The organism is Falsiroseomonas sp. HC035 (genome assembly GCF_050563525.1).
Taxonomy (GTDB): domain Bacteria; phylum Pseudomonadota; class Alphaproteobacteria; order Acetobacterales; family Acetobacteraceae; genus Falsiroseomonas.
Map to the genome: position 1 here is coordinate 124,340 of NZ_JBNXUN010000003.1, position 20,098 is coordinate 144,437.

The following is a 20,098-nucleotide window of genomic DNA, read 5'->3' on the forward strand; positions in this document are numbered from 1 at the left end:
CCGGCGCCGCACCTCAGCGCCGCGGCGGCACCTCGGAGATCCGCAGCGTGGCGCGCTGCGGTGCCCCGCGCTCGAAGGTGCCGACCCAGATGTTGTAGTTGCCGCTGGCGGGGCGCTGGATGACGATGCCGGGGTTCACCCCGTCCAGGTCGTCGTTGCAGATCCAGTTGCCGGCGGAATCGTTCATCACCAGCGTCGTATCCGTGTTGGCGGCCACCGAGATGTACAGCGGGTACTGCCCGCTGGTGTAGTTCAGGTCCACGTCGGGCTTGGAAAAGTCGATCCAGCCGGCGCAATCCGGGCCAACGCCGGTCGCCTCACGGTCGCCGCCGGCTTCGACGCTCACCTCATGCGGGTCGGGCTCGAAGCCGGCGCGCAGGTTCACCGTGGCGTAGCGCGGCTGGGCGCGCCAATCCGGCAGTTGCTGCTGCTGCGCCGCGCCCTTCTGCTGGGCAATCGCCCCGCTCGACACCCCACCGGCCACCAGGGCCAGGACCGCGCCTGCGGCCAGAACGGTTTTCAGCATGTGGTCCAGGTTCCCCGAATGGCGCGCTTGATGCGACGCCTGTGCGACTATGCCCGAGGCGCCTGCTGCGCCCCAGATCGACCGCCGCCAGGTTGCTAAAGTTTCATGCACGACCCGGAAGGATGCGTCCGGCTGCGCGGATGGCATCGCGGAACCGGCGCCGTCGCGCTATGATGCCGCTTCGGCCCGCGCCCGCACCGCACCGCCCGCCGCCGGCCTCTTCCGGCGCGACACCCCTGCCCCCGGCCTTGCCGCCCGGCGGCCCGCCCGGAATGCCCCATGACCCCCGCCGCCCGCCTCTCTGCCGCCATCGACCTGCTCGCCGCCGTGGAGGCCTCGCCTCGCCGCCCGGCGGATGCCATCGCCAACGACTATTTCCGCACCCGCCGCTACATCGGCGGCTCGGACCGCCGCAACGTCTCGGAACGCGCCTGGGGCGCGATCCGCCAGCGCATCCGCTTGGCCTGGCATTTCGCCGAGTTCGGCGTGCCCACCCCATCTGCCCGCCTGCTGCTGGCCGCGCAGCTGATCCTGGCCGAGGGTTGGTCGCTGGAGGGCGTGGCGCAGAACTACTCGGGCGAGCGCTTTGCCGCGGCGCCGCTATCGGTCGAGGAACTCGGCCTGCTGGGTCGCCTGGTCGGCCGCAAGCTGATCCATCCGGAGATGCCGGAGGGCCCGCGCCTGAACCTGCCCGCCTGGGCACTGCCCGGCCTCGCCGCCCGCTTCGGCGACACCCTGCCCGCGGAGGCGGCGGCGATGGAGGTGGCGGCCCCGCTCGACCTTCGTGCCAACCTGCTGAAGGGCACGCGGGCGCAGGCGATGGCGGCGCTGGCGGCGGAAGGCGTTCCAGCGACGCCGACGCCCCTGTCCCCCTGGGGCATGCGGATCGCGGATCGCCGCCCGGTCAGCGCCACCAAGGCCTTCCTGGACGGGCTGATCGAGGTGCAGGACGAGGGCAGCCAGCTCGTCGGCCTGCTGACCGATGCCAGGCCCGGCATGCGCGTGGCGGATTACTGCGCCGGCGCTGCCGGCAAGACGCTGGCGCTGGCTGCCACCATGGAGAATCGCGGCCACATTGTCGCCTGCGACACCTCCGCCGCCCGGCTGGAAGGCGCCGGCCGCCGGCTGCGCCGCGCCAACGTCAACAACGCCGAGCGCCACCTGCTGGCGTCGGGCGACAAGTGGCGCAAGCGCAACTCGCGCAAGTTCGACCGGGTGCTGGTGGATGCCCCCTGCACCGGCACCGGGACCTGGCGCCGCAACCCGGACGCCCGCATCCGGACCAACCTGCGGGATTTGAACGAGCTGGTGTTGAAGCAGGCCATGATCCTTGACGATGCATCGGAGTTGGTGCGTCCGGGCGGAAGGCTGGTCTACGCTACCTGTTCGCTGCTGCCGGAGGAGGACGAGATGCAGATGGCGGCCTTCCTGGAACGCCACCCGGACTTCGAGGTCTTGCCACTGCCCGAGCTCTGGGCCGGGCTGCGCCCGGACGTGCCCGCGCCGGGTCCGGGCCCCTACATGGCCCTGTCACCCGACCGCCACGGCACCGATGGGTTCTTCGCCGCCGTGCTGCAGAGGCGGCCCACATGATCTCCATCCGCCGCGCCCGTCCCGGCGATGCCGCGGCGATCGCGGCGGTGCATGTCGCCGCCTGGCGCAGCGCCTATGCCGGTATCCTTGGCGATGGCTACCTCGCAGGCCTGTCCGAACCCCGGATGGCCGCGTTCTACCACCGCGCGATCCTGGACCGGCGCGAGGGCCACGCAGTCTTCGTCGCCACCGCGGCCGAGGCCGACCAGCCCGGCGTCGCGCCGCCCCTGGTGGTCGGTTTCGCCTCCGGCGGCCGCGCCCGCCGCCGCGGCCTGGCGGAAGGCGAAGTGGAGACCCTTTATGTCCTGGACGACTATCGAGAGCGCGGCTGCGGCCGGCGCCTGATGCGGGCGATGGCGGCGCATCTGCGCGCCATAGGCTGCAACTCCGCCATGGCCTGGGTGCTGGAGGCGAATCCCAGCCGCTTCTTCTACCGCCACCTCGGCGGCCGCCTGGCGATGCAGGAGGCGATCCGGGTCGCCGGCCAGGGCGTGCAGCAGGTGGCGCTGGTCTGGGACCCGATCGACACGCTGCTGGCCGCGACCGCGCCAGTGCAGGAAGGGCGGCTGCCGGAGGGGGGTTGACGGGGGGGAGGAGGATTGACGGGAAGGCTTGCCCTTCCCCCGCGTCTGTGGTCCTGACCCGCCATGACGCAGCCAGCCCCGGACCAGGCATCGGTCCTCGCCCCGATCTCCTCCCCCCTCGCGGAACGCCACGACCGCATCCTGATCCTGGATTTCGGCAGCCAGGTGACGCAGCTCATCGCCCGGCGGCTGCGCGAATCCGGCGTCTATTGCGAGGTCTGGCCCTACAACGCGGCCCCCGCCGAACGCATTGCCGCCTTCAACCCCCGCGGCATCGTCCTGTCCGGCGGGCCCGCCAGCGTGACGGAGGGCGAGAGCCCGCGCGCGCCGGAGGCGATCTTCGGCATGGGCCTGCCCATCCTCGGCATCTGCTACGGCCAGCAGACCCTGGCGAAACAGCTGGGCGGGGAAGTCGAGGGCGGCCATGCCCGCGAATTCGGACGCGCCTTCATCGACGTGACCGGCGATTGCGCCCTCACCCAGGGCCTGTGGGCCAAGGGCGCCCGCGAGCAGGTCTGGATGAGCCATGGCGACCGCATCACCCGCCTGCCCGAAGGGTTCCGGGTGGTCGCCAGCAGCGAGGGCGCGCCCTTCGCCCTGATCGCCGATGAGGCGCGGCGCTACTACGGCACCATGTTCCACCCGGAGGTGGTGCACACGCCGCACGGCGCCGCCCTGCTGCGGAACTTCTCCCACATCGTCTGCGGCTGCTCCGGCGACTGGACCATGGGCGCCTTCCGCGCCGAGATGATCGAGCGAATTCGCGCCCAGGTCGGCCCCGGCCGGGTGGTGTGCGGACTTTCCGGCGGTGTCGATTCCTCCGTTGCGGCGGTGCTGCTGCACGAGGCGATCGGCGACCAGCTCACCTGCATCTATGTCGACCATGGGCTGATGCGGGCGAACGAGTCGGAACAGGTGGTCTCCACCTTTCGCGACCGCTTCAACATCAAGCTGGTGCACCGTGACGCGACGGAGCTGTTCCTCGGCCAGCTCTCCGGCGTCACCGACCCGGAGATCAAGCGGAAGACCATCGGCCGCCTGTTCATCGAGGTGTTCGAGGAGGAGCAGACCAAGATCGGCGGCGCCGACTTCCTGGCGCAGGGCACGCTGTACCCGGACGTGATCGAGAGCGTCTCCGCAACCGGCGGCCCCTCCGTCACCATCAAGTCGCACCACAATGTCGGCGGCCTGCCGGCCGGCATGCGCATGAAGCTGGTGGAGCCGCTGCGCGACCTGTTCAAGGACGAGGTCCGCGTTCTCGGCCGCGAGCTTGGCATCCCGGAGGCGATCGTCGGCCGCCACCCCTTCCCCGGCCCCGGCCTCGCCATCCGCATCCCGGGCGAGGTGACGAAGGAGAAGGCAGACATCCTGCGCCACGCCGACAGCATCTACCTGGAGGAGATCCGCTCGGCCGGGCTGTACGATGCCATCTGGCAGGCCTTCGCCGTGCTGCTGCCGGTGCGCACCGTGGGCGTGATGGGCGATGGCCGCACCTACGACAGCGCCTGCGCGCTGCGCGCCGTGACCAGCACGGATGGCATGACGGCGGATGTCTACCCGTTCAGCATGGAATTCCTGGCACGCGTCGCGAACCGCATCGTCAACGAGGTGCGAGGCATCAACCGCGTGACCTACGACATCACCAGCAAGCCGCCCGGCACCATCGAGTGGGAGTGACGGGCGCGTAGCTCAGGACCACGTCGTCACTGCGCGGCAGCGCCACCTTCAGCTTGTCGGCACGGTGCCGCCGTCGATGACGAATTCCGAACCGGAAATGCTCCGGGCGCGGTCGGAGGCGAGGAAGGCGATCAGGCTTGCGATTTCGTCCGGCGTCGAAGGCCGGCCGATCGGGATGCCGCCGAGCGACTTCATGATCTGCCGCCTTCCTTCCTCCACGCCGCCGCCGGCCTGCGCACCGATCCGCATCGCCAGTGCCACGGACGCCTCGGTCTCGATCCAGCCGGGTGCAACCCGCATGACCCGGACGCCCCTCGGTGCGACCTCCTTCGACAGGCTCTTGCTGTAGTTGGACAGGGCGGCCTTGGCGGCAGCATAGGCCGTCGTCGCCTCGGGCAAGGGCAGCACGCGCTGGATCGAGGTCACATGGATGACGACGCCGGCGCCGTTTGCGACCATCGCGGGCACGAGTTCACGATCCAGCCGGACGGCGGGCATGAGATTGAGGTCCAGCTCCCTGCCCCATTGAGCGTCGTCGAGGGCCGCAAAGCCGCCTGCCGGCGCCGAGGACCCGCCGAGCATGTGGACGATGATGTCGACCCCGCCCATCCGCTCCCGCACCGCAACGGTCAGCGCGGAACATCCCTCGGGCGTCGTGAGGTCGGCAGCGACGAACAGCGCATCGGGCAGCGATTCAGGCTTGGTCCGGGCCGTCGTCAGGACCTGCGCCCCGAGCTCGCGGAAAAGACGGACCGTCGCGGCGCCTGCGCCGCGCGTGCCGGAGGTGATCAGAGCCCGCCTGCCCGCCAGCGTCAGGAAGGGGATCACAGGGTGATCTCCAGCGCGCTGATCTGCCCGCCGGCCAGTTTGAACAGGTACCGCAGATCCACCGGGCTACCCGGGAAGTCGCCCATGACGTGGCTGGTGACAACGATCAGGCTGCCGTCGACGTCCATCCTGAAGGGCTCGACCGTATAGTTGAACCTGGTCGAAGCCTCGGCCTTCCAACGGCGGATCGCCTCGCGCCCCGAACAGGTCCGTCCCTCATCCTTGACGACGGCGTCTTCCGTGAAGCACCGGGAGACCGCCACGGCATCCCGGCCTCGATCCGCCTCGAAGTAGTCGGCGATCGGCTTGAACAGTTCCATGTCGATCATTCCTCTGCTTGCGCGCGGGGCGGAAGCCGCCCCTCCTGACCGGTCGGAGATAGCGATGGACGCAACCGCCGATAATCGGGATAAGGCCGGATGCAACGTTGCGAAAATCAGGACAATGACGCGAACCGGTCTCCTTGAGCTTGAGGCCGTCCTGGCCATCATGCGGCGGGGCACCTTCCGCGCGGCCGCGCTTGACCTTGGCCTGTCGACGACCGCGCTGAGCCAGGCCATCGGCAAGCTCGAGCGAAACCTCGGCGTGCGCCTCTTCAATCGTACCACCCGCAGCGTCTCGCTCACCGACGCCGGCCGGAGCTTCGTCGACCAGGTCGGCCCGGCCCTTGAGAGGATCCATGCGGCGATGGGCGCGGCGCGCTCGCAGCAGGAAACGCCCTCCGGGACGCTGCGGATCAACGCCTTCGCCTCCGCCGCGCGGGAGATCCTGTCGCCGCTGATCTCCGCCTTCCTCCGGCGCTATCCGCAGGTTCATATCGACCTGGTCACCGAGGGCCGGCTCATCGACGTGGTCGCCGAGGGCTTCGACCTTGGCATCCGCAGCGCCGATCTCGTGCCCCGCGATACCATCGCGATCCCGCTGGGGCCGGCCCGGCGCTTCGCCGTCGTGGCGGCAGCGTCCTTCCTGGAAGACCATGCGGTTCCGCGCGTACCGCAGGACCTGCTGGGCCACCCCTGCATCCGCATCCGCCTGCCGAATGGCGCGCTCTATCGATGGCAGTTCGAGAAGGGCGGGCAGCCTGTCCAACTCGACGTCCAGGGACCGATCACGCTCGATGAGGCGACGCTTGCGCGCATGGCCGTCCTGGACGGGATCGGGTTCGGCTTCTTCATGGAGCCCGATATTCGCGAGGATATCGCGGCGGGTCGCCTCTTGCAGGTGCTCGAGGATTGGACACCGCCACTGGCGCCAATGTGCCTCTACTACCCGAGCCGCCAGAATCCCTCCGCCGCATTCAGGGCCTTTGTCGGCCTCGCACGTGAGCTTGCACCGGCCTTGGCCGGGAGCAGCGCGATCGGCTCGGCCGGGCGAGATTCACCGGACCCGGACCTGCGTCCGCTCAGCCGCGGGGGAACCTGACGGTCCAGCGCAGGCCGTGGCGATCCGTGCCTGGCGTCACGGACGCGGCCTCGATCCGCCCACCCAATTGCCCCGCCAGCGCCCGGCTGATGCGTGTGCCGAGGCCGCTGCCCTGCGCCGGCGCGCCGAGGTCGCAGCCGATACCGTCATCCTCCACGGTCAGCACGAAGTGCGCACCGTCGCGGCGGAAGCCGATGGCGATGCTGCCGGAGTCTTCGGCGGGGAAGGCATATTTCAGCGCGTTGCCGACGAGTTCATTGACGATGAGCCCGATCGGGACGGCGCGCGACATCGGCAGCATGGCGCTTTCCGCCTGCACCGAGAGCGCCACCGGGCGCATATCCACCGCGGCATCCTCCAGATCCGCCACCAACCCCTGCAGAAAGCCGCGGCTTTCCACCTCCGCCCGGCCATCCTCCTCCCGGTGCCGGTCAAGCCGGCCGTTGATGCGGGCCAGCGCCGCGATGCGGCCGGAGGCTTCCTGCAGGGCATCCCGCACCGCGGAATTCTGCGACATGCCAGCTTTCAGCCGCAGCGTCGCAGCCATTCGCTGCAGGTCGTTGCGCGCACGGTGGACCGATTCGCTCAGCAGCGTCCCGACCTGGGAGGATGTGGCGCGGAGCCGCTCATTCGCCTCGGCCAGGCTCGCACGTTCCGCCGCCAGCCGGCTGATCGCGCGGTGCAACGCTTCCAGCACCACCGCGGTGAAGATGCCGACCGAAAGGAATGTTATCACTTCCACGGCCTGCGCCGCCCCGCCCACCTGCAGCACGCCGGACGGTGGCAGGAAGTACATGATCCCGAGTAGGGCCGAGGCTGCGGTGGCAAACAGGCCGGTCCCACGGTCGAACAACAGCCCTGCGGTGACGATCCCGGGCATGAACAGCAGGAAGGGCATGGCCGGCGCCCAGCCAAGGACGGCGACCCGCAGCCCGAAGGAGGCCAGTACCAGCAGGCCGGTGATGACGTAGCGGGCCGGGACGGGCATGGCGCGAGTGCCGGCCATGCGGGCGAACAGACGCTCCGAAAGCAGGCGCGGCATCAGGCCGCGCCTGCCCCGGTGTACAGTGTCATCCGGATGCGATCAGGCGGCGGATCGGTTGACCCGGGTCTCCGCGATCATCGTCAGCTTCCGGTCGGCTGCGTATTCCTCGTCCAGGTTCTGCTGCAGCACGGCCGCGCAGTCATTGCGGCCGAGTTCCTTGGCGAAGGCAACCAGCGTGCCGTAGCGCGTGATCTCGTAATGCTCGACCGCCTGGGAGGAGGATATGATGGCAGCGTCCAGCACGTCCTTGTCCTTGGCGACGCCGAGGATATCGTTGGCTTCCTCGATGATGCCGTCCATGGCGGCACAGGTGGTGCCCTTCACCTTCTGGCCGTGCATCTCGAACACCTGCTCCAGCCGCCGGATCTGGCCTTGGGTCTCGGACAGGTGCATCTGCAGGCCCTGCTTGAGCTGCGGGTTGCTGGCCTTGTCGATCATCTTCGGCAGCGCCTTCAGGATCTGCTGCTCGGCGTAGTAGATGTCCTGCAGGGTATGGACGAACAGGTCGTCCAGCGTGTTGATCGACTTCGAGAAAAGTCCCATCGTTTCGCTCCTTGGTCTGGCGATCGCGGTTCAGCGCACGGCTGGATGACTCCAGCGTCGCCCATCTGAACAACGCCCCGCGGCAGGCTGGGTTCGCCCCGCCTTGTTGCAATGGCGCCACAGATGATTGGACGGTTCCGCAACGAAGTGCTGCCGTATCGCCACCTGAACGATTTCTTGCGAAAGTCGTTGCTGGCAAACATCCTGAAACGGACGCCCTCGATGACCCGCCAGCGCGCAGTCCTTGCAACTACCTTCATGACCATCGTCCTGGCGGGTCCCGTTCAGGCCCGGGACATCTATGAAGGAGTCTTCACGGTCGATGGGCAGACCACGCGCGCTGGCACCAACAACGCGGAGGACTTCGCCAACCTTCTCAACAACAGCGGGCTGAGCTCGCTGTTCGCCAACTACTCCACCCTGTCGCAAGCCACGATTGATGCCAGCCTGCGGGGCGTTCCGGCGCAACTATCCTATGATTTCGCCTCCACCGCGCTGCGCCTGGTCATCCCCTCCGCCGGCGTCGACGAGACCTTCACCGGCGCGACCCGTGACGAAAGCCAGGACCTGGCGCTGGAATGGCTGAAGGGGCGTGGCGGTTCGGCGCTGACGCGGGTGCTGCAACAGGCGGTGGCAACGACCTCCATCGATCCCGTCGCCGGCAACCCGAACAGCCTGATGTCGCAGATGGGCGCCTCCGACTTCGGCAGCGCGCTGGGCCTGGGCGGCAATGGCGGCGGGCGCTACGGCTTCGGTGCGCGGTTCGGCAGCTACAGCGCGCAGGGCTATGACACCGACGTCTACACGCTGCCGCTGTCGACCTCCTTCGCTCTCGAGAATGGCCGGGCGCTGCTGCTCGATGTGCCGCTGACCCTGACATCGACCGAGGCCGCGCAATCCTATTCCGGCTCCTTCGGCGTCGGCCTGCGGCTGCCGATCAACATCGGGCTGCCCGACACGCTGGCCTGGTCGCTGACGCCGATGCTCCGCGGCGGCGGCGTGGGGTCGATCGACATCGGCGCGGTCGGCGGCATGTGGTCGGCCTCCCTGACCAGTTCTCTGCAATGGCAGGCGCGGCCGGGCACGCGGCTGGTCCTGGGCAACATGATCAGCCGTCTGCAGACGCTGCCGGTGAACGTCAGCGGCTACGGCGTCAGCTACGAGCTGACCAACGTCATGTACCGCAATGGCATCGTGGCGACGCAGGACATCGGCACCTGGTTCAACCGCAACGTCCAGGCCACGGTCTTCGCCGTGGATACGCGCTTCACCGGCGACGAGCTCTACATCAAGAACTACCAGGAATACGGCGGCTATTTCAGCTTCGGGCAATCCATCGCCGGGGGCACCAGCCTGCCGCTGTCCGTGGGCTTGACCCTGATGCAGGCGGACCAGGGCTACCGCGGCTTCTCGATCAACCTCGGCAGTTCCTTCTAACGCTTCACCCCAACACGCCGCCGCGCGCCACGATCCGCCCTGCCTTCACCACCAGCGCCCGCGGCGGCGCCGTCGCCACCGCCTCCGCCACATGCTCCGCCGCGACCAGCACCAGGTCCGCCGCGGCGCCCTCGGCCAGCAGCGGCGGAGGCAGGCCCAGGACCCGGGCCGGCGCGGTGGTGACCAGGTCCAGCGCCAGGCGCAGCTCCGTATCGGTCAGCAGGGCCGCGCGGTAGCCGACCAGCCGGGCGCGATCCAGCATGTCGCCGTTGCCGTAGGGCGACCAGGCGTCGCGGATGTTGTCGGAGCCGACGAACACCGCGACACCCTCTGCCACCAGCCGCTGGATCGGCGGCATGGCCTCCGGCCCGGGGCCGTTGGTCATGATCGCGACACCCGCTTCGGCCAGCGAAGCGGCGGTGTGGCCCAGCGTCGACTCCCCCACCTGGCCGAGCGCATAGGCGTGGCTGACGGCGACGCGGCCGGCCATGCCGGTAGCCCTGGCATGGGCGGCGATGCGGCGCAGTTCGAAGGCGCCGAGTTCGCCCGGGTCGTGCAGGTGGATGTCGATCGGCACGCCGTGTCGCCCGGCGATACCGAACACCAGGCGCAGCTGCGCCTCAATGTCGCTGTCGATGCCGGCGGGGTCCAGGCCGCCGACCACATCGGCACCGGCGCGGACCGCATCCTCCAGCACCTGCGCATGCGCCAGCGCGCCGGATTGGGGAAACGCCACGATCTGTATCGAAACCAGGTGCGAAACCTCCGCCCGCAACGCCAGCAGCGCCTCCAGCCCGCGCAGGCCGGTTGCGGCATCGACATCGACATGGGTACGCAGCGCCGTGGTGCCGCGGGTGGCGACGTGGTCGACCATTCGCCGGGCACGCTGCGCCATCGGCTCCTCGATGCCCGCCAGTTGCGCCTTTTCGGCGGCGATCCGTCCGATGACCGTGGCATCCGGCTGGTGCGGCATCCAGGGCAGGCCAAGGAAGGTCTTGTCGAGGTGGATATGGCCGTCGATCAGGCCAGGCAATGCCAGCAGGCCCTGGCACATCTCGGGTGCCGCGCCGCCCTCGATCGCAGTCAGCGTCCCGGCCGGGGCGATCCGGGCGATGCGCCCCTGGCTCAGGCCGAGATCAACGAAATGGCCGTCGAGGCGCACGCCAGACAGCACAAGGTTGAAACGGGTCCTGGGCATGGTGGCGATCCTGCGGGGCGCCACCCTGTGCCACGCATCGCAGCGCCAGGGCAACGATCCTGCCCGCGCGGCAGCCGTGCCGCGATCCGACCCGACTGCCAGGAATCATGGAGCCAGTGCTCCTCGAACGGCAAAGCCCGCCTCACTCCTAGCGTCGACCGTCGCTATCGTGCCGGGCCGGAGATCCGCCACAGGGATCCTGTCCGCCACGGCGAGACGGGAAGACAACAGGGTCCCAGCAAGCCTGGCGGCTTCGATCAGGCTTCTCATCGATCAGCTTCCCTTTTCGTTCTCGTTTTGAAAAATGGAGATTGTGCAATGTCGCTTCAGGGCCGGCGCTGAGTTGGCTTGTGCGGCGGTACCCGTCTCCTGATGGTGCGCCCTGGACCGTCATCCGAATTCCGGCGAACTTGACCCGGTGTATCGGATCGACCGGAGGGAGCGGCTCCTAAGCTGCAACCCAGCGGCCTGCATTGAGGCGGGAGGGGAACGATGCGATGTTGCGGCGCATGTTGACTTGGGCGACTTCATGATCCGGCAGATTCGGCTTTGATGGACCTGTTCCGGCGGCTGCGCGGACGGGCGCGGAGGGTCGCTTCACTGCGACGCGAAGTTGCGACCCTTCGTGCCGAACTCGAGAGCCTGCGGACCGAGACCGAGCGCCGCGCCCAGGCGCTGGAAGCGCGCATCGAGCAGGACCTGCTGCCGAGGGCGGTCCATGCGGTCGCCGAGGGCATGGTGCGCCGGACCCTGCCGCGAGGCACGCCGAACCTTGATCCCGCGCACCTGGCGATCCGCGAGATCCCGAACCTGATCAGCAACCTGAAGGTGCTTGGCACGGAACAGGCGGAGCGGCTGTGGCAGGTGGCGCCGATGCGCGACCTGCCGGGCACGCCGACGCGCATGGGGCTCGGCGGACGGCTGTGCCAGCAGGCCGATGTCGAAAGCCCCTGGCTGCGATACTGGCTGGGCCAGGCGCAGATCCAGCCGATGTACCACCGCAAGGTCTGGGAAACCGGCTTCGTGCTGCAGGCCCTCTGGGAAGGCGGGGCGATGCGCGAGGGGGTGGAGGCGCTTGGCTTCGCGGTGGGGCAGGAGCCGATCCCTGCCGTGCTGGCTTCCCGCGGCCTGCGCGTCCTGGCCACCGACCTGTCCTCCCAGGATCCGCGGGCCCAGGTTTGGCGGGAAACGCAGCAAAACGCCGCCGAACTCGCCCCGCTGCGACGTCCCGGCATCATTCCCGACGCGCTGTTCCATGAGCGCTGCGCGTTCCGCGAGGTCGACATGACCTCGATCCCGACCGATCTTACCGGACGGTTCGACGTGGTGTGGTCGACCTGTTCGCTGGAGCACCTGGGCTCGATCGAAGCCGGACTGCACTTCATCGAGCAGGCCATGGCCTGCCTCCGCCCCGGCGGCATCGCCGTGCACACCACGGAATACAACGCCGGCTCGAACGAGGTGACGCTCGACAACTGGCCGACGGTGTTGTTCCGCCAGCGCGATATCGAGGAGGTTGCGCGCCGCCTTGAGGCGGCGGGGCACGAGGTTCTGCCATTGGATTTCTCGCCCGGGACCGGAATCCTCGACGGCTATGTCGACCTGCCGCCCTACGGGCTGGCGGAGACCTTCCCGCGGACGGCGTCCCTGCCGCCGCACCTGCGACTGAGCATCGACGGGTTTGTCGCAACCTCCATCGGCCTGATCATCCGGGCCCGACGCTAGACCCGCGGTGCGTCCGGGCGGACGCACCCCGCCGCAGACCACGCCGGGGCCATTGCCACCGCCCATGCCGCGCGTGCGCCAGCGTTCGTGAACGCTCCAAGAAAGTTAATTGCGCTGCAATCCAGCTCATTGGGGTATCCTGCAATCTCCGGTAGCAGGATACGAGATTGGCAATCGCAGCGCGAATTCTGGTGGTCGAGGACGATCCGATCCTGCGCGGCCTGCTGGTGGATGTCATCGACTCCGACGCTGATCTCAGCGCCACTGGCGCGGCGAGCATCGCGGAAGCGGACGCCAAGCTCGGTCTGCGGGGGGAAGCCTTCGACGCGATGCTGCTTGACCAGCACCTGCCGGATGGGCATGGCGGCGATTTCTGCCAGCGACTGCGCCTCAACGGCGTCAGGATTCCCATCCTGATCCTGAGCGGCGAGGCCGACAGGCGCGCGGGCCAGCGAAGCCGTGCCCAGGGCGCCAGCGACCACATCCAGAAACCGGTGCAGATGCGTGAGTTGATCAGCCGGCTGAACGCCCAGCTCGCGGAACCCAGCGCCTGCCTGTGACGCCAGCCGGCGGAAACGAGCGAGGATCCTCGGCGGCGCCACCCGGGATCATGACGAAGGCCTTCATTACCGGCGCCAGCTTGGCCTTCGTGCCGTCTCGCTACGCTGTTCTTGCACAAGAGCCAACGATCCGCGACCGAATGGCAACCCAGGCGTTATATACGATGTATCCCGTTGCGTTTAAGTACCGACATGCTTCGGATTCATCCGCATCGGATGGCCCCGGATGCGCGAGGGTCCAGGCGCCGGCAGGCTCGCGCGCGCTGTAGTTCTGTTGGCTGCCGAGCAAGACCGCAGACGCCGCACGTGGATCGTGGGAAATGCCCCGTACGGGATTCGAACCCGTGTTACAGCCTTGAAAGGGCCGTGTCCTAGGCCTCTAGACGAACGGGACAGGCTGGGATGGCGGGCGTATGGCGTCACGCGGGCCGATGGTCAACCCCTTTCGGCTCAGACCAGTCCCATCCTGGTGCGTCGTGCGCCCCACCGCGCGAGGCCGGGCGCCGCACCCATGGCCGCCACCAGCAGGCCCGGCGCATGCGCCATCAGGCCATCGGCCAGCCCCGCCAGCCGCATCCCCGGTGCCACCGCCCGCGCCCATTGACGATGATGCAGCGCGGCGCCCTCGCCAGCGCCGATGGCCGTCGCCGCCCGCACACCGGAGGCCAGCGCCATCGCGATGCCGTCGCCACACAGGGACGGCACCACCGAGGCCTGGTCGCCGACCCGGAACAGCCCAGCCGGACCCGCATCCCGGTGGATGAAGCCATAGGGCACGCCCGCCACCGTCATCACCCGCGCCCAAGCCGGGCGGGCGTGCGCCAGCAGGTCCCGCGCCAGTTCGGATCCTGCCATCACATGCGCCAGCAAGGCGACTGGGTCGCGCGCCGCCCGCGCCAGACCCGGCGTGCCCAGATGCATCGCCATGCAGAGGTTCGCGCCACCACCACCCCGGGGCTGAAGCCCGGCATAGCCACCGGTGCAGGACAGCAGCGCAATGGCGTCCGCCATCTCCGCACCCTCCAGCGCCAGCTTAAGACCTATCGCTCCGCCGGACACCGGGCGGGCGAGGCCGCGCAGCTCATGCTTGCCTGTCGCCAGGACCAGGTTGCCGGCCCGCAGCACGGCCCCATCCGCCAGGCGCAGGTGCCAGCCGCCGGCGTCCGGCGCCGCGGCAACGGCAGCCACGCCGAGGCGCAGCCGGACACCGGCATGGATCGCGGTATCGAGCAGCGCGGCGTCGAGCGTCGCGCGCGGCAGGCTCCAGGCCTGGAACGGCAGCGCCACCGTGCTGCGGCGCGCCCCGGCTCCGAAGCGGGCCTGCCGAATCGGCACCGCGCCCAGTGCTGGCAGGTCCAGGCCGAGCCCGGCCAGCAACGCCGCCGCGTCGGCGCCGAGGAACTCGCCGCAGACTTTCTCGGCCGTCACCGCCGCGCGTTCGACCAGCACCGGCGCCGCCCCGGCACGGGCGAGGGCAATTGCCGCGGCAGTGCCGGCCGGGCCGCCGCCGAGGACCAGCGTGCTCACGCGCCACCCGGCCCTTCGACCGCCCAGCGGAACGGCAGCACCCAGCGCGGCGTGGCGTCGATCCCGGCCTCGGCGATCAGGCGTCGCCAATCCGCCCGGTCGAAGCCGCGGGCGATGGAAACAGGTCCGTCGTGGCAGACCATGGGATGCATCCGCAGCAGTCGCGTGCCGGCCCAGACGGCGGTCCAGGGGATAGGGTGCCGGTGCAGGTCCAGGATCAGCCAGCGCCGCCTGGCATGGGCCGGCAGCCAGCGCAGGAAGCGCGCAAGCGTGGCATCGTCCAGGTGATGCGCGAACAGGCCGCACACCACCACATCGAAGCGGCGCTCCGCCGGCAGGTCGAACAGGTCCGCCGTGATCCAGCGCGCCGGCGTCGCCTTTGCCAGCGCGTGCCGTTCCGCCCAGGGGCTGCGGTCGAGGCCCCAAAGGTCCAGCGCCACGCCGCGACGTGCGCCCCATTCCGCCATCGCCCGCAGCGCATCGCCGCCACCGGCGCCGACATCCAGCACCGACAGCGCCTCGCCAGGATGGGCCGCGGCCACCCGGTCCAGGAAGCGCAGCAGCGGCGCGGTGGCGAAGGTCATGCGGTTGATGCGCGCCAGGTCGGCCAGCGCCGCGTCGAAATCCGCCTCGGACTGGCCGGGGTCGTCCATGATCTCGGCGGCCTGGCTGCGCGGCATGGTCAGCCGGCCTCGAAGCGCATCGCCTCGGCGGACAGGCCGGGACCGAAGGCCAGCGCGCAGCCGACGCCGGGGCGCCCTTCCGCCAGCATCCGCGCCAGCACGAACAGCACGGTGGCGGAGGACATGTTGCCGTGGTCCGACAGCACGTTGCGGCTGGTGGTCAACGCGTTGTCCGGCAGATCCAGCCCGTGCGCCACCGCATCCAGGATGCTGCGGCCGCCCGGATGCACCGCCCAATGTTCCACATCCCGAACCGCCCGCCCGCTGAGCATCACCGGTGCCAGGTCCGGCAGTGCATGCGCCAGCGTGAAGGGCACCATGCCGGACAGGGTCATGTCGAAGCCGGCGTCGCCGATGCGCCAGGTGATCTGCTCATGCGCCGCCGGAATCACCACGCTGTCGAAACCCTCCAGCCGCAGCCCCTGAGGCTCGGAGGACACGATGGCGGCGGCGCAGCCATCGGCGAACAGCAGGAAGCACAGCAGTTGTTCCAGCGCCGTGGTGTCCTGCAGGTGCAGGGTGCACAACTCCAGGCACACCACCAGCACCCGCGCCTCCGGTATGCTGCGGGTGATGTGCCAAGCCAGCTTCAGCGCGTTGATCGCCGCCTGGCAGCCCATGAAGCCGACGGTGGTGCGCTCCACGTTCAGCGGCAGCCCGAAGCGGTCGATGATGTGGCGGTCGAGGCCGGGGGCGACGAAGCCGGTGCAGGTGGCGATGATGATGTGGGTGATGCGCGGACCCTCATCCTCCAGCCCCAGGCGCAGCAACGCGGCCTCCGCCAGCGGAGGTGCCTCCGCCTCCCACCGCGCCATGCGGGCGCGGGTCGTGGGGAAGGCGCCGCCGTGGCGGTAGAAGCCGCAGGCGGTGCCGGATCCTTCGGGCCATGAGGGCTCCAGCACCGAATGACGCGTCTCGATGTCAGCGCGTGTGGCCATGCGGCCGAAGGCGATGCTGTCCCGACCCAGGGCCTGCCGGGCGGCGAAGGCACGGAAGGCGCCGTGCACCTGGTGGCGGGGCGTCGCGGTCGCGATGCGGTTGAGAAAGACTTCCTTCATGCATTCCAGGTTGGGATGCGGCGAGCGGGCGAAAGCCCCGGGATGATCACGCAGGTGCCAAGTGGCAGATTTTCGCGCTTGCGCGTGTGCCATGCAGAAAAGCCGGGACAAAATCCCGGTTTCTTCCGATAAGGGGTGTCTCCGCGGGCCCAAACTCCCATATGGGCCACTCGCCTCCAGGCCCTGGAGGCGGCGCGTCCCCCCTTCGTTGCAGGCCCCGCCTGCCGGCCTTCCAGGGCCGGAGCGGGCCCGCGCCGTTGCCGGAGACGCCGTGATGCTGGGTTGGTGAAGACGAGATCTTCGACCGCGGTGCGGGGCGAAGAGGAGCGGATCGACAAATGGACGGCATGTTCGCACGCAAGGCAACGGATCAGGACGAGATGGCCGGCACGGAGCCGGCGCCCTTCGGTCATGCCGGGGCGAATGCCGACATGTCCGGCCTGCCGGAAGGCGATGCCTTCGACACCGAGATGGTGGCCGACCCGCTGCCGATGGACGAGATCGAGGACGCGGCCAATTCCCTGCTCGAGGAATTCGGCTTCGGCGCCGGCGACGACCGACGGTCCGAGGGCGGTGACGACGACGAGGCGCAGAGCCCCTCGCTCGGCGCCGATGAGCCGCTGGAGACGCCGGACGGCCAGCCCGCCGGCCGCAACATCAGCGTGGCCGCCGCCGCCGCCGCCAGCCGATCCGACGACCCTGTGGCGCTGTTCCTGCGCGAGATGGGCGTTGCCGAGCCGCTGACGCGCGAGGCGGAGATCGCCATCGCCCAGCGTATAGAGGCCGGGCGCGACGCGATGCTGGCCGCGCTGTGCGAAAGCCCGACCACCGCCGCCGCGCTGGAATCCTGGCGCGACGCGATCGCCGCCGGCCGCATGCCGCTGCGCGACGTGATCGAGCTGGAAGCGACCGCCGCCGCAAGCCTGCCCGAGGAAACCCTGCTGGAGCCGGCGCCGGAGGGTGAGGATGCCGCCGTCGAGGCGCCGCACGCGACGATCGACGCGCGTCTCAAGCCGGAGGCCCTGGCCGCCATCGAGACGGCGCTGGAAGGCCTCGCCACGCTGCGCGCCGCCGGGCCGAAGGCCGCCAAGGCGCGGGCCGAGGCGGTGGCGCTGGTCACCGGCCTGCGCCTGCGCCCAGCCCGGATCGAGGAGCTGATCGAGCGGCTGCGCGAGGCGAACCGCGCCCTGATGATGCTCGATGGCCGCGCCCTGCGCCTGGCCGAGGCGGCCCGCATCAGCCGTGGCGAGTTCCTCAAGCTGTGGAATGGCGGTGCGTCCGGGGCCGCCTCGCGTCTGGAGGGCGCCGCGAAGGGCGCCGGGCTGCGCGACCTGAAGGCCGGCCTGGTCGAGGTGCGCGCCGATCTGGCGCGTATCGAGGCTGCCTGTGGCCTGACGGCGCCGCAGCTGCGCCGCCTGCACACCGAGGCCGCCGGCGCCGAGCGCGACATGCGCCGGGCGCGGGAGGAGCTGACGCGGGCCAACCTGCGGCTGGTGGTCTACATCGCCCGCAAGTACCGCAACCGCGGCCTGATGCTGGGCGACCTGATCCAGGAGGGCAGCCTGGGGTTGATGCGCGCCGTCGAGAAGTTCGACTGGCGGCGCGGCTTCAAGTTCGCCACCTACGCCACCTGGTGGATCCGCCAGTCCGTCACCCGCGCCATCGCCGACCAGTCCCGCACCATCCGTGTCCCCGTCCACATGACGGAGACGGTGGGCAAGGTGGTCCGCACCGGCCGCCGCCTGGCGCAGCAGACCGGCCGCGAGCCGACGCCGGAGGAACTGGCGAACCGGCTCGGCATGCCGCTGGAGAAGGTGCGCACGGTACAGGGCCTGGCGAAGGAGCCGGTGAGCCTGGAGGCCCCGATCGGAGAGGAGGGCGATGCCCGCCTCGGCGACCTGATCGAGGACAAGGACGCCATCCTGCCCTTCGATGCCGCCGCCCGCGCCGGGCTGCGCGATGCGGCCGGCAAGGTGCTGGGCGACCTGACGCCGCGCGAGGAGCGCATCCTGCGGATGCGCTTCGGCATCGGCATGAACAGCGAGCACACGCTCGAGGAAGTCGGCCGGACCTTCGGCGTGACGCGCGAGCGCATCCGCCAGATCGAGGCGAAGGCGCTCGGCAAGCTGCGCCAATCCTCTCAGGGCCGCGCGCTGCGCAGCTTCCTGGAAGCCTGACATGAAGGCCCTCTCCCCCCTTGGGGGAGAGGGTGGGGTGTGGGGGTGTGCGCGCACCCTCCCCCAAAGGAGCCCCCAATGGCGCCCCGTATTCCCTTCGACAATACCTATGCCCGCCTGCCGGAGCGCTTCTTCGCCCGGCAGTCCCCCATCCCGGTCGCGGCGCCGCGCCTGATCCGGCTGAACCACGCCCTGGCCGCCGACCTCGGCATCGACCCGGCCGCTCTGACTGCCGATGTGCTCGCCGGCAACACCGTGCCGGAGGGCGCGGAGCCTCTCGCCCAGGCCTATGCCGGCCACCAGTTCGGCCACTTCACCCCGCGCCTCGGCGATGGCCGTGCCATCCTGCTCGGCGAGGTGATCGGGCGCGACGGCCAGCGCCGCGACATTCAGCTGAAGGGCTCCGGCGCCACCCCGTTCTCCCGCCACGCCGATGGCCGCGCCGCGCTCGGCCCGGTGCTACGCGAATTCATCATCAGCGAAGCGATGGCGGCCTTCGGCGTGCCCACCACCCGGTCGCTGGCCGTCGTCACCACCGGCGAGGAGGTGATGCGGGAAACCCCTCTGCCCGGCGGCGTGCTGACCCGCATCGCCGCCAGCCACATTCGCGTCGGCACCTTCCAGTTCTTCGCCAGCCGCGGCGATGCCGAGGCGGTGCAGATCCTGCTGGACCACGCCATCGCGCGGCACGACCCGGAGGCCGCGGCCGCCGAACGCCCGGCGCTGGCCTTCTTCCGCGGTGTGGTGGCGCGGCAGGCGACGCTGGTGGCGCGGTGGCTCGGGCTTGGCTTCATCCATGGCGTGATGAACACCGACAACATGGCGGTTTCCGGTGAGACCATCGACTACGGCCCCTGCGCCTTCCTCGACGCCTACGACCCGGCCACGGTGTTCAGTTCCATCGACCATGCCGGCCGCTACGCCTACGCCAACCAGCCACGCATCGCGCAGTGGAACCTGGCGCGTCTGGCGGAGACGCTGCTGCCGCTGATGGCCGAGGGCGAGGATGCGGCCATGCAGGCCGCGCAGGCGGCTTTGATGGAATTTGGCCCGATCTTTCAAACCGCTTGGCTGGCCGAGATGCGGGGGAAATTCGGCTTCGCCGGGGTGCAGGAGGATGACCCGTCCCTGATCCAGGACCTGCTGTCGCGCATGGCCGCGAACGAGGCCGATTTCACGCTGACCTTCCGTGCCCTTTCCACCGACCCCGCCGCCGCCCGCACGCTGTTCGCCGACCCCGCCGCCTACGCTGGCTTTGCGGAGGCCTGGTCAGCGCGCCGGGCACAGGGGGCGCTGGACCCGGAGGCGATGCGGGACATCAACCCCGCCTTCATCCCGCGTAACCACCTGGTCGAGGAGGCCATTGCCGCCGCCGTGACGAGCGTCGATTTCACGGTGTTCGACACGCTGGTGGATGTGTTGTCCCGTCCCTTCCAGGACCAGCCGGACCATCCGCGCCACGCGCTGCCGCCGAAGCCGGAGGAGCGTGTGCTGCAGACCTTCTGCGGGACCTGA

18 protein-coding genes and 1 tRNA gene are annotated in these 20,098 nt (G+C 69.8%); 9 read left to right on the forward strand and 10 right to left on the reverse strand.

Annotated features, from left to right (window positions below; all coding sequences use genetic code 11):
* Nucleotides 1-13 precede the first annotated feature (13 nt).
* The gene (locus tag ACLF3G_RS08295; RefSeq protein ID WP_430668893.1) at nucleotides 14-526 is read right to left on the reverse strand and encodes a hypothetical protein; all 513 of its coding nucleotides are present in this window, start codon (nucleotides 524-526) and stop codon (nucleotides 14-16) included.
* Nucleotides 527-805: 279 nt separating this feature from the next.
* Between ACLF3G_RS08295 and ACLF3G_RS08300 the strand changes: the two genes are divergently transcribed.
* The 3 genes from ACLF3G_RS08300 to guaA all read left to right on the forward strand — a co-directional run bounded on the left by ACLF3G_RS08300 (nucleotide 806) and on the right by guaA (nucleotide 4,380).
* Nucleotides 806-2,119: an RsmB/NOP family class I SAM-dependent RNA methyltransferase gene (locus tag ACLF3G_RS08300; protein WP_430668894.1), complete on the forward strand. Its 1,314-nt coding sequence runs from the start codon at nucleotides 806-808 to the stop codon at nucleotides 2,117-2,119.
* Complete coding sequence (locus ACLF3G_RS08305) at nucleotides 2,116-2,703, forward strand: N-acetyltransferase family protein (RefSeq protein WP_430668895.1); 588 nt, start codon at nucleotides 2,116-2,118, stop codon at nucleotides 2,701-2,703. The genes ACLF3G_RS08300 and ACLF3G_RS08305 overlap by 4 nt, the downstream gene beginning before the upstream one ends.
* Before the next feature lie 63 nt (nucleotides 2,704-2,766).
* Nucleotides 2,767-4,380 carry a glutamine-hydrolyzing GMP synthase gene (gene guaA, locus ACLF3G_RS08310; protein ID WP_430668896.1) on the forward strand — a complete coding sequence of 538 codons (1,614 nt, stop codon included), beginning with the start codon at nucleotides 2,767-2,769 and terminating at the stop codon, nucleotides 4,378-4,380.
* A 48-nt stretch (nucleotides 4,381-4,428) separates the two neighbouring features.
* Here guaA and ACLF3G_RS08315 read toward each other — a convergent pair whose 3' ends face one another.
* Both ACLF3G_RS08315 and ACLF3G_RS08320 read right to left on the reverse strand, forming a co-directional pair.
* A complete protein-coding gene (locus ACLF3G_RS08315; RefSeq protein ID WP_430668897.1) occupies nucleotides 4,429-5,208 on the reverse strand; it encodes an SDR family oxidoreductase in 780 nt (259 codons plus the stop codon).
* On the reverse strand, nucleotides 5,205-5,528 hold the full coding sequence (locus tag ACLF3G_RS08320) for a nuclear transport factor 2 family protein (protein WP_430668898.1): 324 nt from the start codon (nucleotides 5,526-5,528) through the stop codon (nucleotides 5,205-5,207). Before ACLF3G_RS08320 ends, ACLF3G_RS08315 begins: the two co-directional genes overlap by 4 nt.
* Before the next feature lie 64 nt (nucleotides 5,529-5,592).
* Between ACLF3G_RS08320 and ACLF3G_RS08325 the strand changes: the two genes are divergently transcribed.
* Nucleotides 5,593-6,630 carry a LysR substrate-binding domain-containing protein gene (locus tag ACLF3G_RS08325; protein ID WP_430668899.1) on the forward strand — a complete coding sequence of 346 codons (1,038 nt, stop codon included), beginning with the start codon at nucleotides 5,593-5,595 and terminating at the stop codon, nucleotides 6,628-6,630.
* Here ACLF3G_RS08325 and ACLF3G_RS08330 read toward each other — a convergent pair.
* Nucleotides 6,611-7,672, reverse strand: coding sequence for a sensor histidine kinase (locus tag ACLF3G_RS08330; RefSeq protein ID WP_430668900.1), 1,062 nt, complete (start codon nucleotides 7,670-7,672; stop codon nucleotides 6,611-6,613). The genes ACLF3G_RS08325 and ACLF3G_RS08330 overlap by 20 nt on opposite strands.
* A 42-nt stretch (nucleotides 7,673-7,714) precedes the next feature.
* Nucleotides 7,715-8,218: a ferritin-like domain-containing protein gene (locus ACLF3G_RS08335; RefSeq protein WP_430668901.1), complete on the reverse strand. Its 504-nt coding sequence runs from the start codon at nucleotides 8,216-8,218 to the stop codon at nucleotides 7,715-7,717.
* Nucleotides 8,219-8,476: 258 nt separating this feature from the next.
* Here ACLF3G_RS08335 and ACLF3G_RS08340 point away from each other — a divergent pair, with 258 nt between their 5' ends.
* Nucleotides 8,477-9,655, forward strand: coding sequence for a hypothetical protein (locus tag ACLF3G_RS08340; RefSeq protein WP_430668902.1), 1,179 nt, complete (start codon nucleotides 8,477-8,479; stop codon nucleotides 9,653-9,655).
* A 4-nt stretch (nucleotides 9,656-9,659) separates the two neighbouring features.
* On the opposite strand, the gene ACLF3G_RS08345 is transcribed toward ACLF3G_RS08340, so the two are convergent.
* Entirely contained in the window at nucleotides 9,660-10,853 is a 1,194-nt protein-coding gene (locus ACLF3G_RS08345; protein WP_430668903.1) for an amidohydrolase, read from the reverse strand.
* Nucleotides 10,854-11,405: 552 nt separating this feature from the next.
* Between ACLF3G_RS08345 and ACLF3G_RS08350 the strand changes: the two genes are divergently transcribed.
* Complete coding sequence (locus ACLF3G_RS08350; protein WP_430668904.1) at nucleotides 11,406-12,578, forward strand: class I SAM-dependent methyltransferase; 1,173 nt, start codon at nucleotides 11,406-11,408, stop codon at nucleotides 12,576-12,578.
* A gap of 167 nt (nucleotides 12,579-12,745) precedes the next feature.
* Nucleotides 12,746-13,138 carry a response regulator transcription factor gene (locus ACLF3G_RS08355; protein ID WP_430668905.1) on the forward strand — a complete coding sequence of 131 codons (393 nt, stop codon included), beginning with the start codon at nucleotides 12,746-12,748 and terminating at the stop codon, nucleotides 13,136-13,138.
* Nucleotides 13,139-13,459: 321 nt separating this feature from the next.
* Here the strand turns inward: ACLF3G_RS08355 and ACLF3G_RS08360 are convergent.
* From ACLF3G_RS08360 to ACLF3G_RS08375, 4 genes are all read right to left on the reverse strand, one after another.
* Nucleotides 13,460-13,532, reverse strand: a tRNA-Glu gene (locus ACLF3G_RS08360).
* 56 nt (nucleotides 13,533-13,588) lie between these two features.
* Nucleotides 13,589-14,665, reverse strand: coding sequence for an NAD(P)/FAD-dependent oxidoreductase (locus ACLF3G_RS08365; RefSeq protein WP_430668906.1), 1,077 nt, complete (start codon nucleotides 14,663-14,665; stop codon nucleotides 13,589-13,591).
* Entirely contained in the window at nucleotides 14,662-15,345 is a 684-nt protein-coding gene (locus ACLF3G_RS08370; RefSeq protein WP_430668907.1) for a methyltransferase domain-containing protein, read from the reverse strand. The genes ACLF3G_RS08365 and ACLF3G_RS08370 overlap by 4 nt, the downstream gene beginning before the upstream one ends.
* Before the next feature lie 2 nt (nucleotides 15,346-15,347).
* A complete protein-coding gene (locus ACLF3G_RS08375) occupies nucleotides 15,348-16,406 on the reverse strand; it encodes a type III polyketide synthase (RefSeq protein ID WP_430668908.1) in 1,059 nt (352 codons plus the stop codon).
* A gap of 338 nt (nucleotides 16,407-16,744) precedes the next feature.
* Between ACLF3G_RS08375 and rpoD the strand changes: the two genes are divergently transcribed.
* Nucleotides 16,745-18,583, forward strand: coding sequence for an RNA polymerase sigma factor RpoD (gene rpoD, locus ACLF3G_RS08380; RefSeq protein WP_430668909.1), 1,839 nt, complete (start codon nucleotides 16,745-16,747; stop codon nucleotides 18,581-18,583).
* A gap of 78 nt (nucleotides 18,584-18,661) precedes the next feature.
* Nucleotides 18,662-20,098 (forward strand): protein adenylyltransferase SelO, encoded by a 1,437-nt coding sequence (locus ACLF3G_RS08385; protein WP_430668910.1) that lies wholly within the window; start codon nucleotides 18,662-18,664, stop codon nucleotides 20,096-20,098.

What these genes read in the sequence shown, in the direction of transcription:
- ACLF3G_RS08295 (WP_430668893.1), bottom strand. Translation starts at nt 526, where the DNA reads ATGCTGAAAACCGTTCTGGCCGCAGGCGCGGTCCTGGCCCTGGTGGCC.
- ACLF3G_RS08300 (WP_430668894.1), top strand. Translation starts at nt 806, where the DNA reads ATGACCCCCGCCGCCCGCCTCTCTGCCGCCATCGACCTGCTCGCCGCC.
- ACLF3G_RS08305 (WP_430668895.1), top strand. Translation starts at nt 2,116, where the DNA reads ATGATCTCCATCCGCCGCGCCCGTCCCGGCGATGCCGCGGCGATCGCG.
- guaA (WP_430668896.1), top strand. Translation starts at nt 2,767, where the DNA reads ATGACGCAGCCAGCCCCGGACCAGGCATCGGTCCTCGCCCCGATCTCC.
- ACLF3G_RS08320 (WP_430668898.1), bottom strand. Translation starts at nt 5,528, where the DNA reads ATGGAACTGTTCAAGCCGATCGCCGACTACTTCGAGGCGGATCGAGGC.
- ACLF3G_RS08325 (WP_430668899.1), top strand. Translation starts at nt 5,593, where the DNA reads ATGGACGCAACCGCCGATAATCGGGATAAGGCCGGATGCAACGTTGCG.
- ACLF3G_RS08330 (WP_430668900.1), bottom strand. Translation starts at nt 7,672, where the DNA reads ATGCCGCGCCTGCTTTCGGAGCGTCTGTTCGCCCGCATGGCCGGCACT.
- ACLF3G_RS08335 (WP_430668901.1), bottom strand. Translation starts at nt 8,218, where the DNA reads ATGGGACTTTTCTCGAAGTCGATCAACACGCTGGACGACCTGTTCGTC.
- ACLF3G_RS08340 (WP_430668902.1), top strand. Translation starts at nt 8,477, where the DNA reads ATGACCATCGTCCTGGCGGGTCCCGTTCAGGCCCGGGACATCTATGAA.
- ACLF3G_RS08345 (WP_430668903.1), bottom strand. Translation starts at nt 10,853, where the DNA reads ATGCCCAGGACCCGTTTCAACCTTGTGCTGTCTGGCGTGCGCCTCGAC.
- ACLF3G_RS08350 (WP_430668904.1), top strand. Translation starts at nt 11,406, where the DNA reads ATGGACCTGTTCCGGCGGCTGCGCGGACGGGCGCGGAGGGTCGCTTCA.
- ACLF3G_RS08370 (WP_430668907.1), bottom strand. Translation starts at nt 15,345, where the DNA reads ATGCCGCGCAGCCAGGCCGCCGAGATCATGGACGACCCCGGCCAGTCC.
- ACLF3G_RS08375 (WP_430668908.1), bottom strand. Translation starts at nt 16,406, where the DNA reads ATGAAGGAAGTCTTTCTCAACCGCATCGCGACCGCGACGCCCCGCCAC.
- rpoD (WP_430668909.1), top strand. Translation starts at nt 16,745, where the DNA reads ATGGACGGCATGTTCGCACGCAAGGCAACGGATCAGGACGAGATGGCC.
- ACLF3G_RS08385 (WP_430668910.1), top strand. Translation starts at nt 18,662, where the DNA reads ATGGCGCCCCGTATTCCCTTCGACAATACCTATGCCCGCCTGCCGGAG.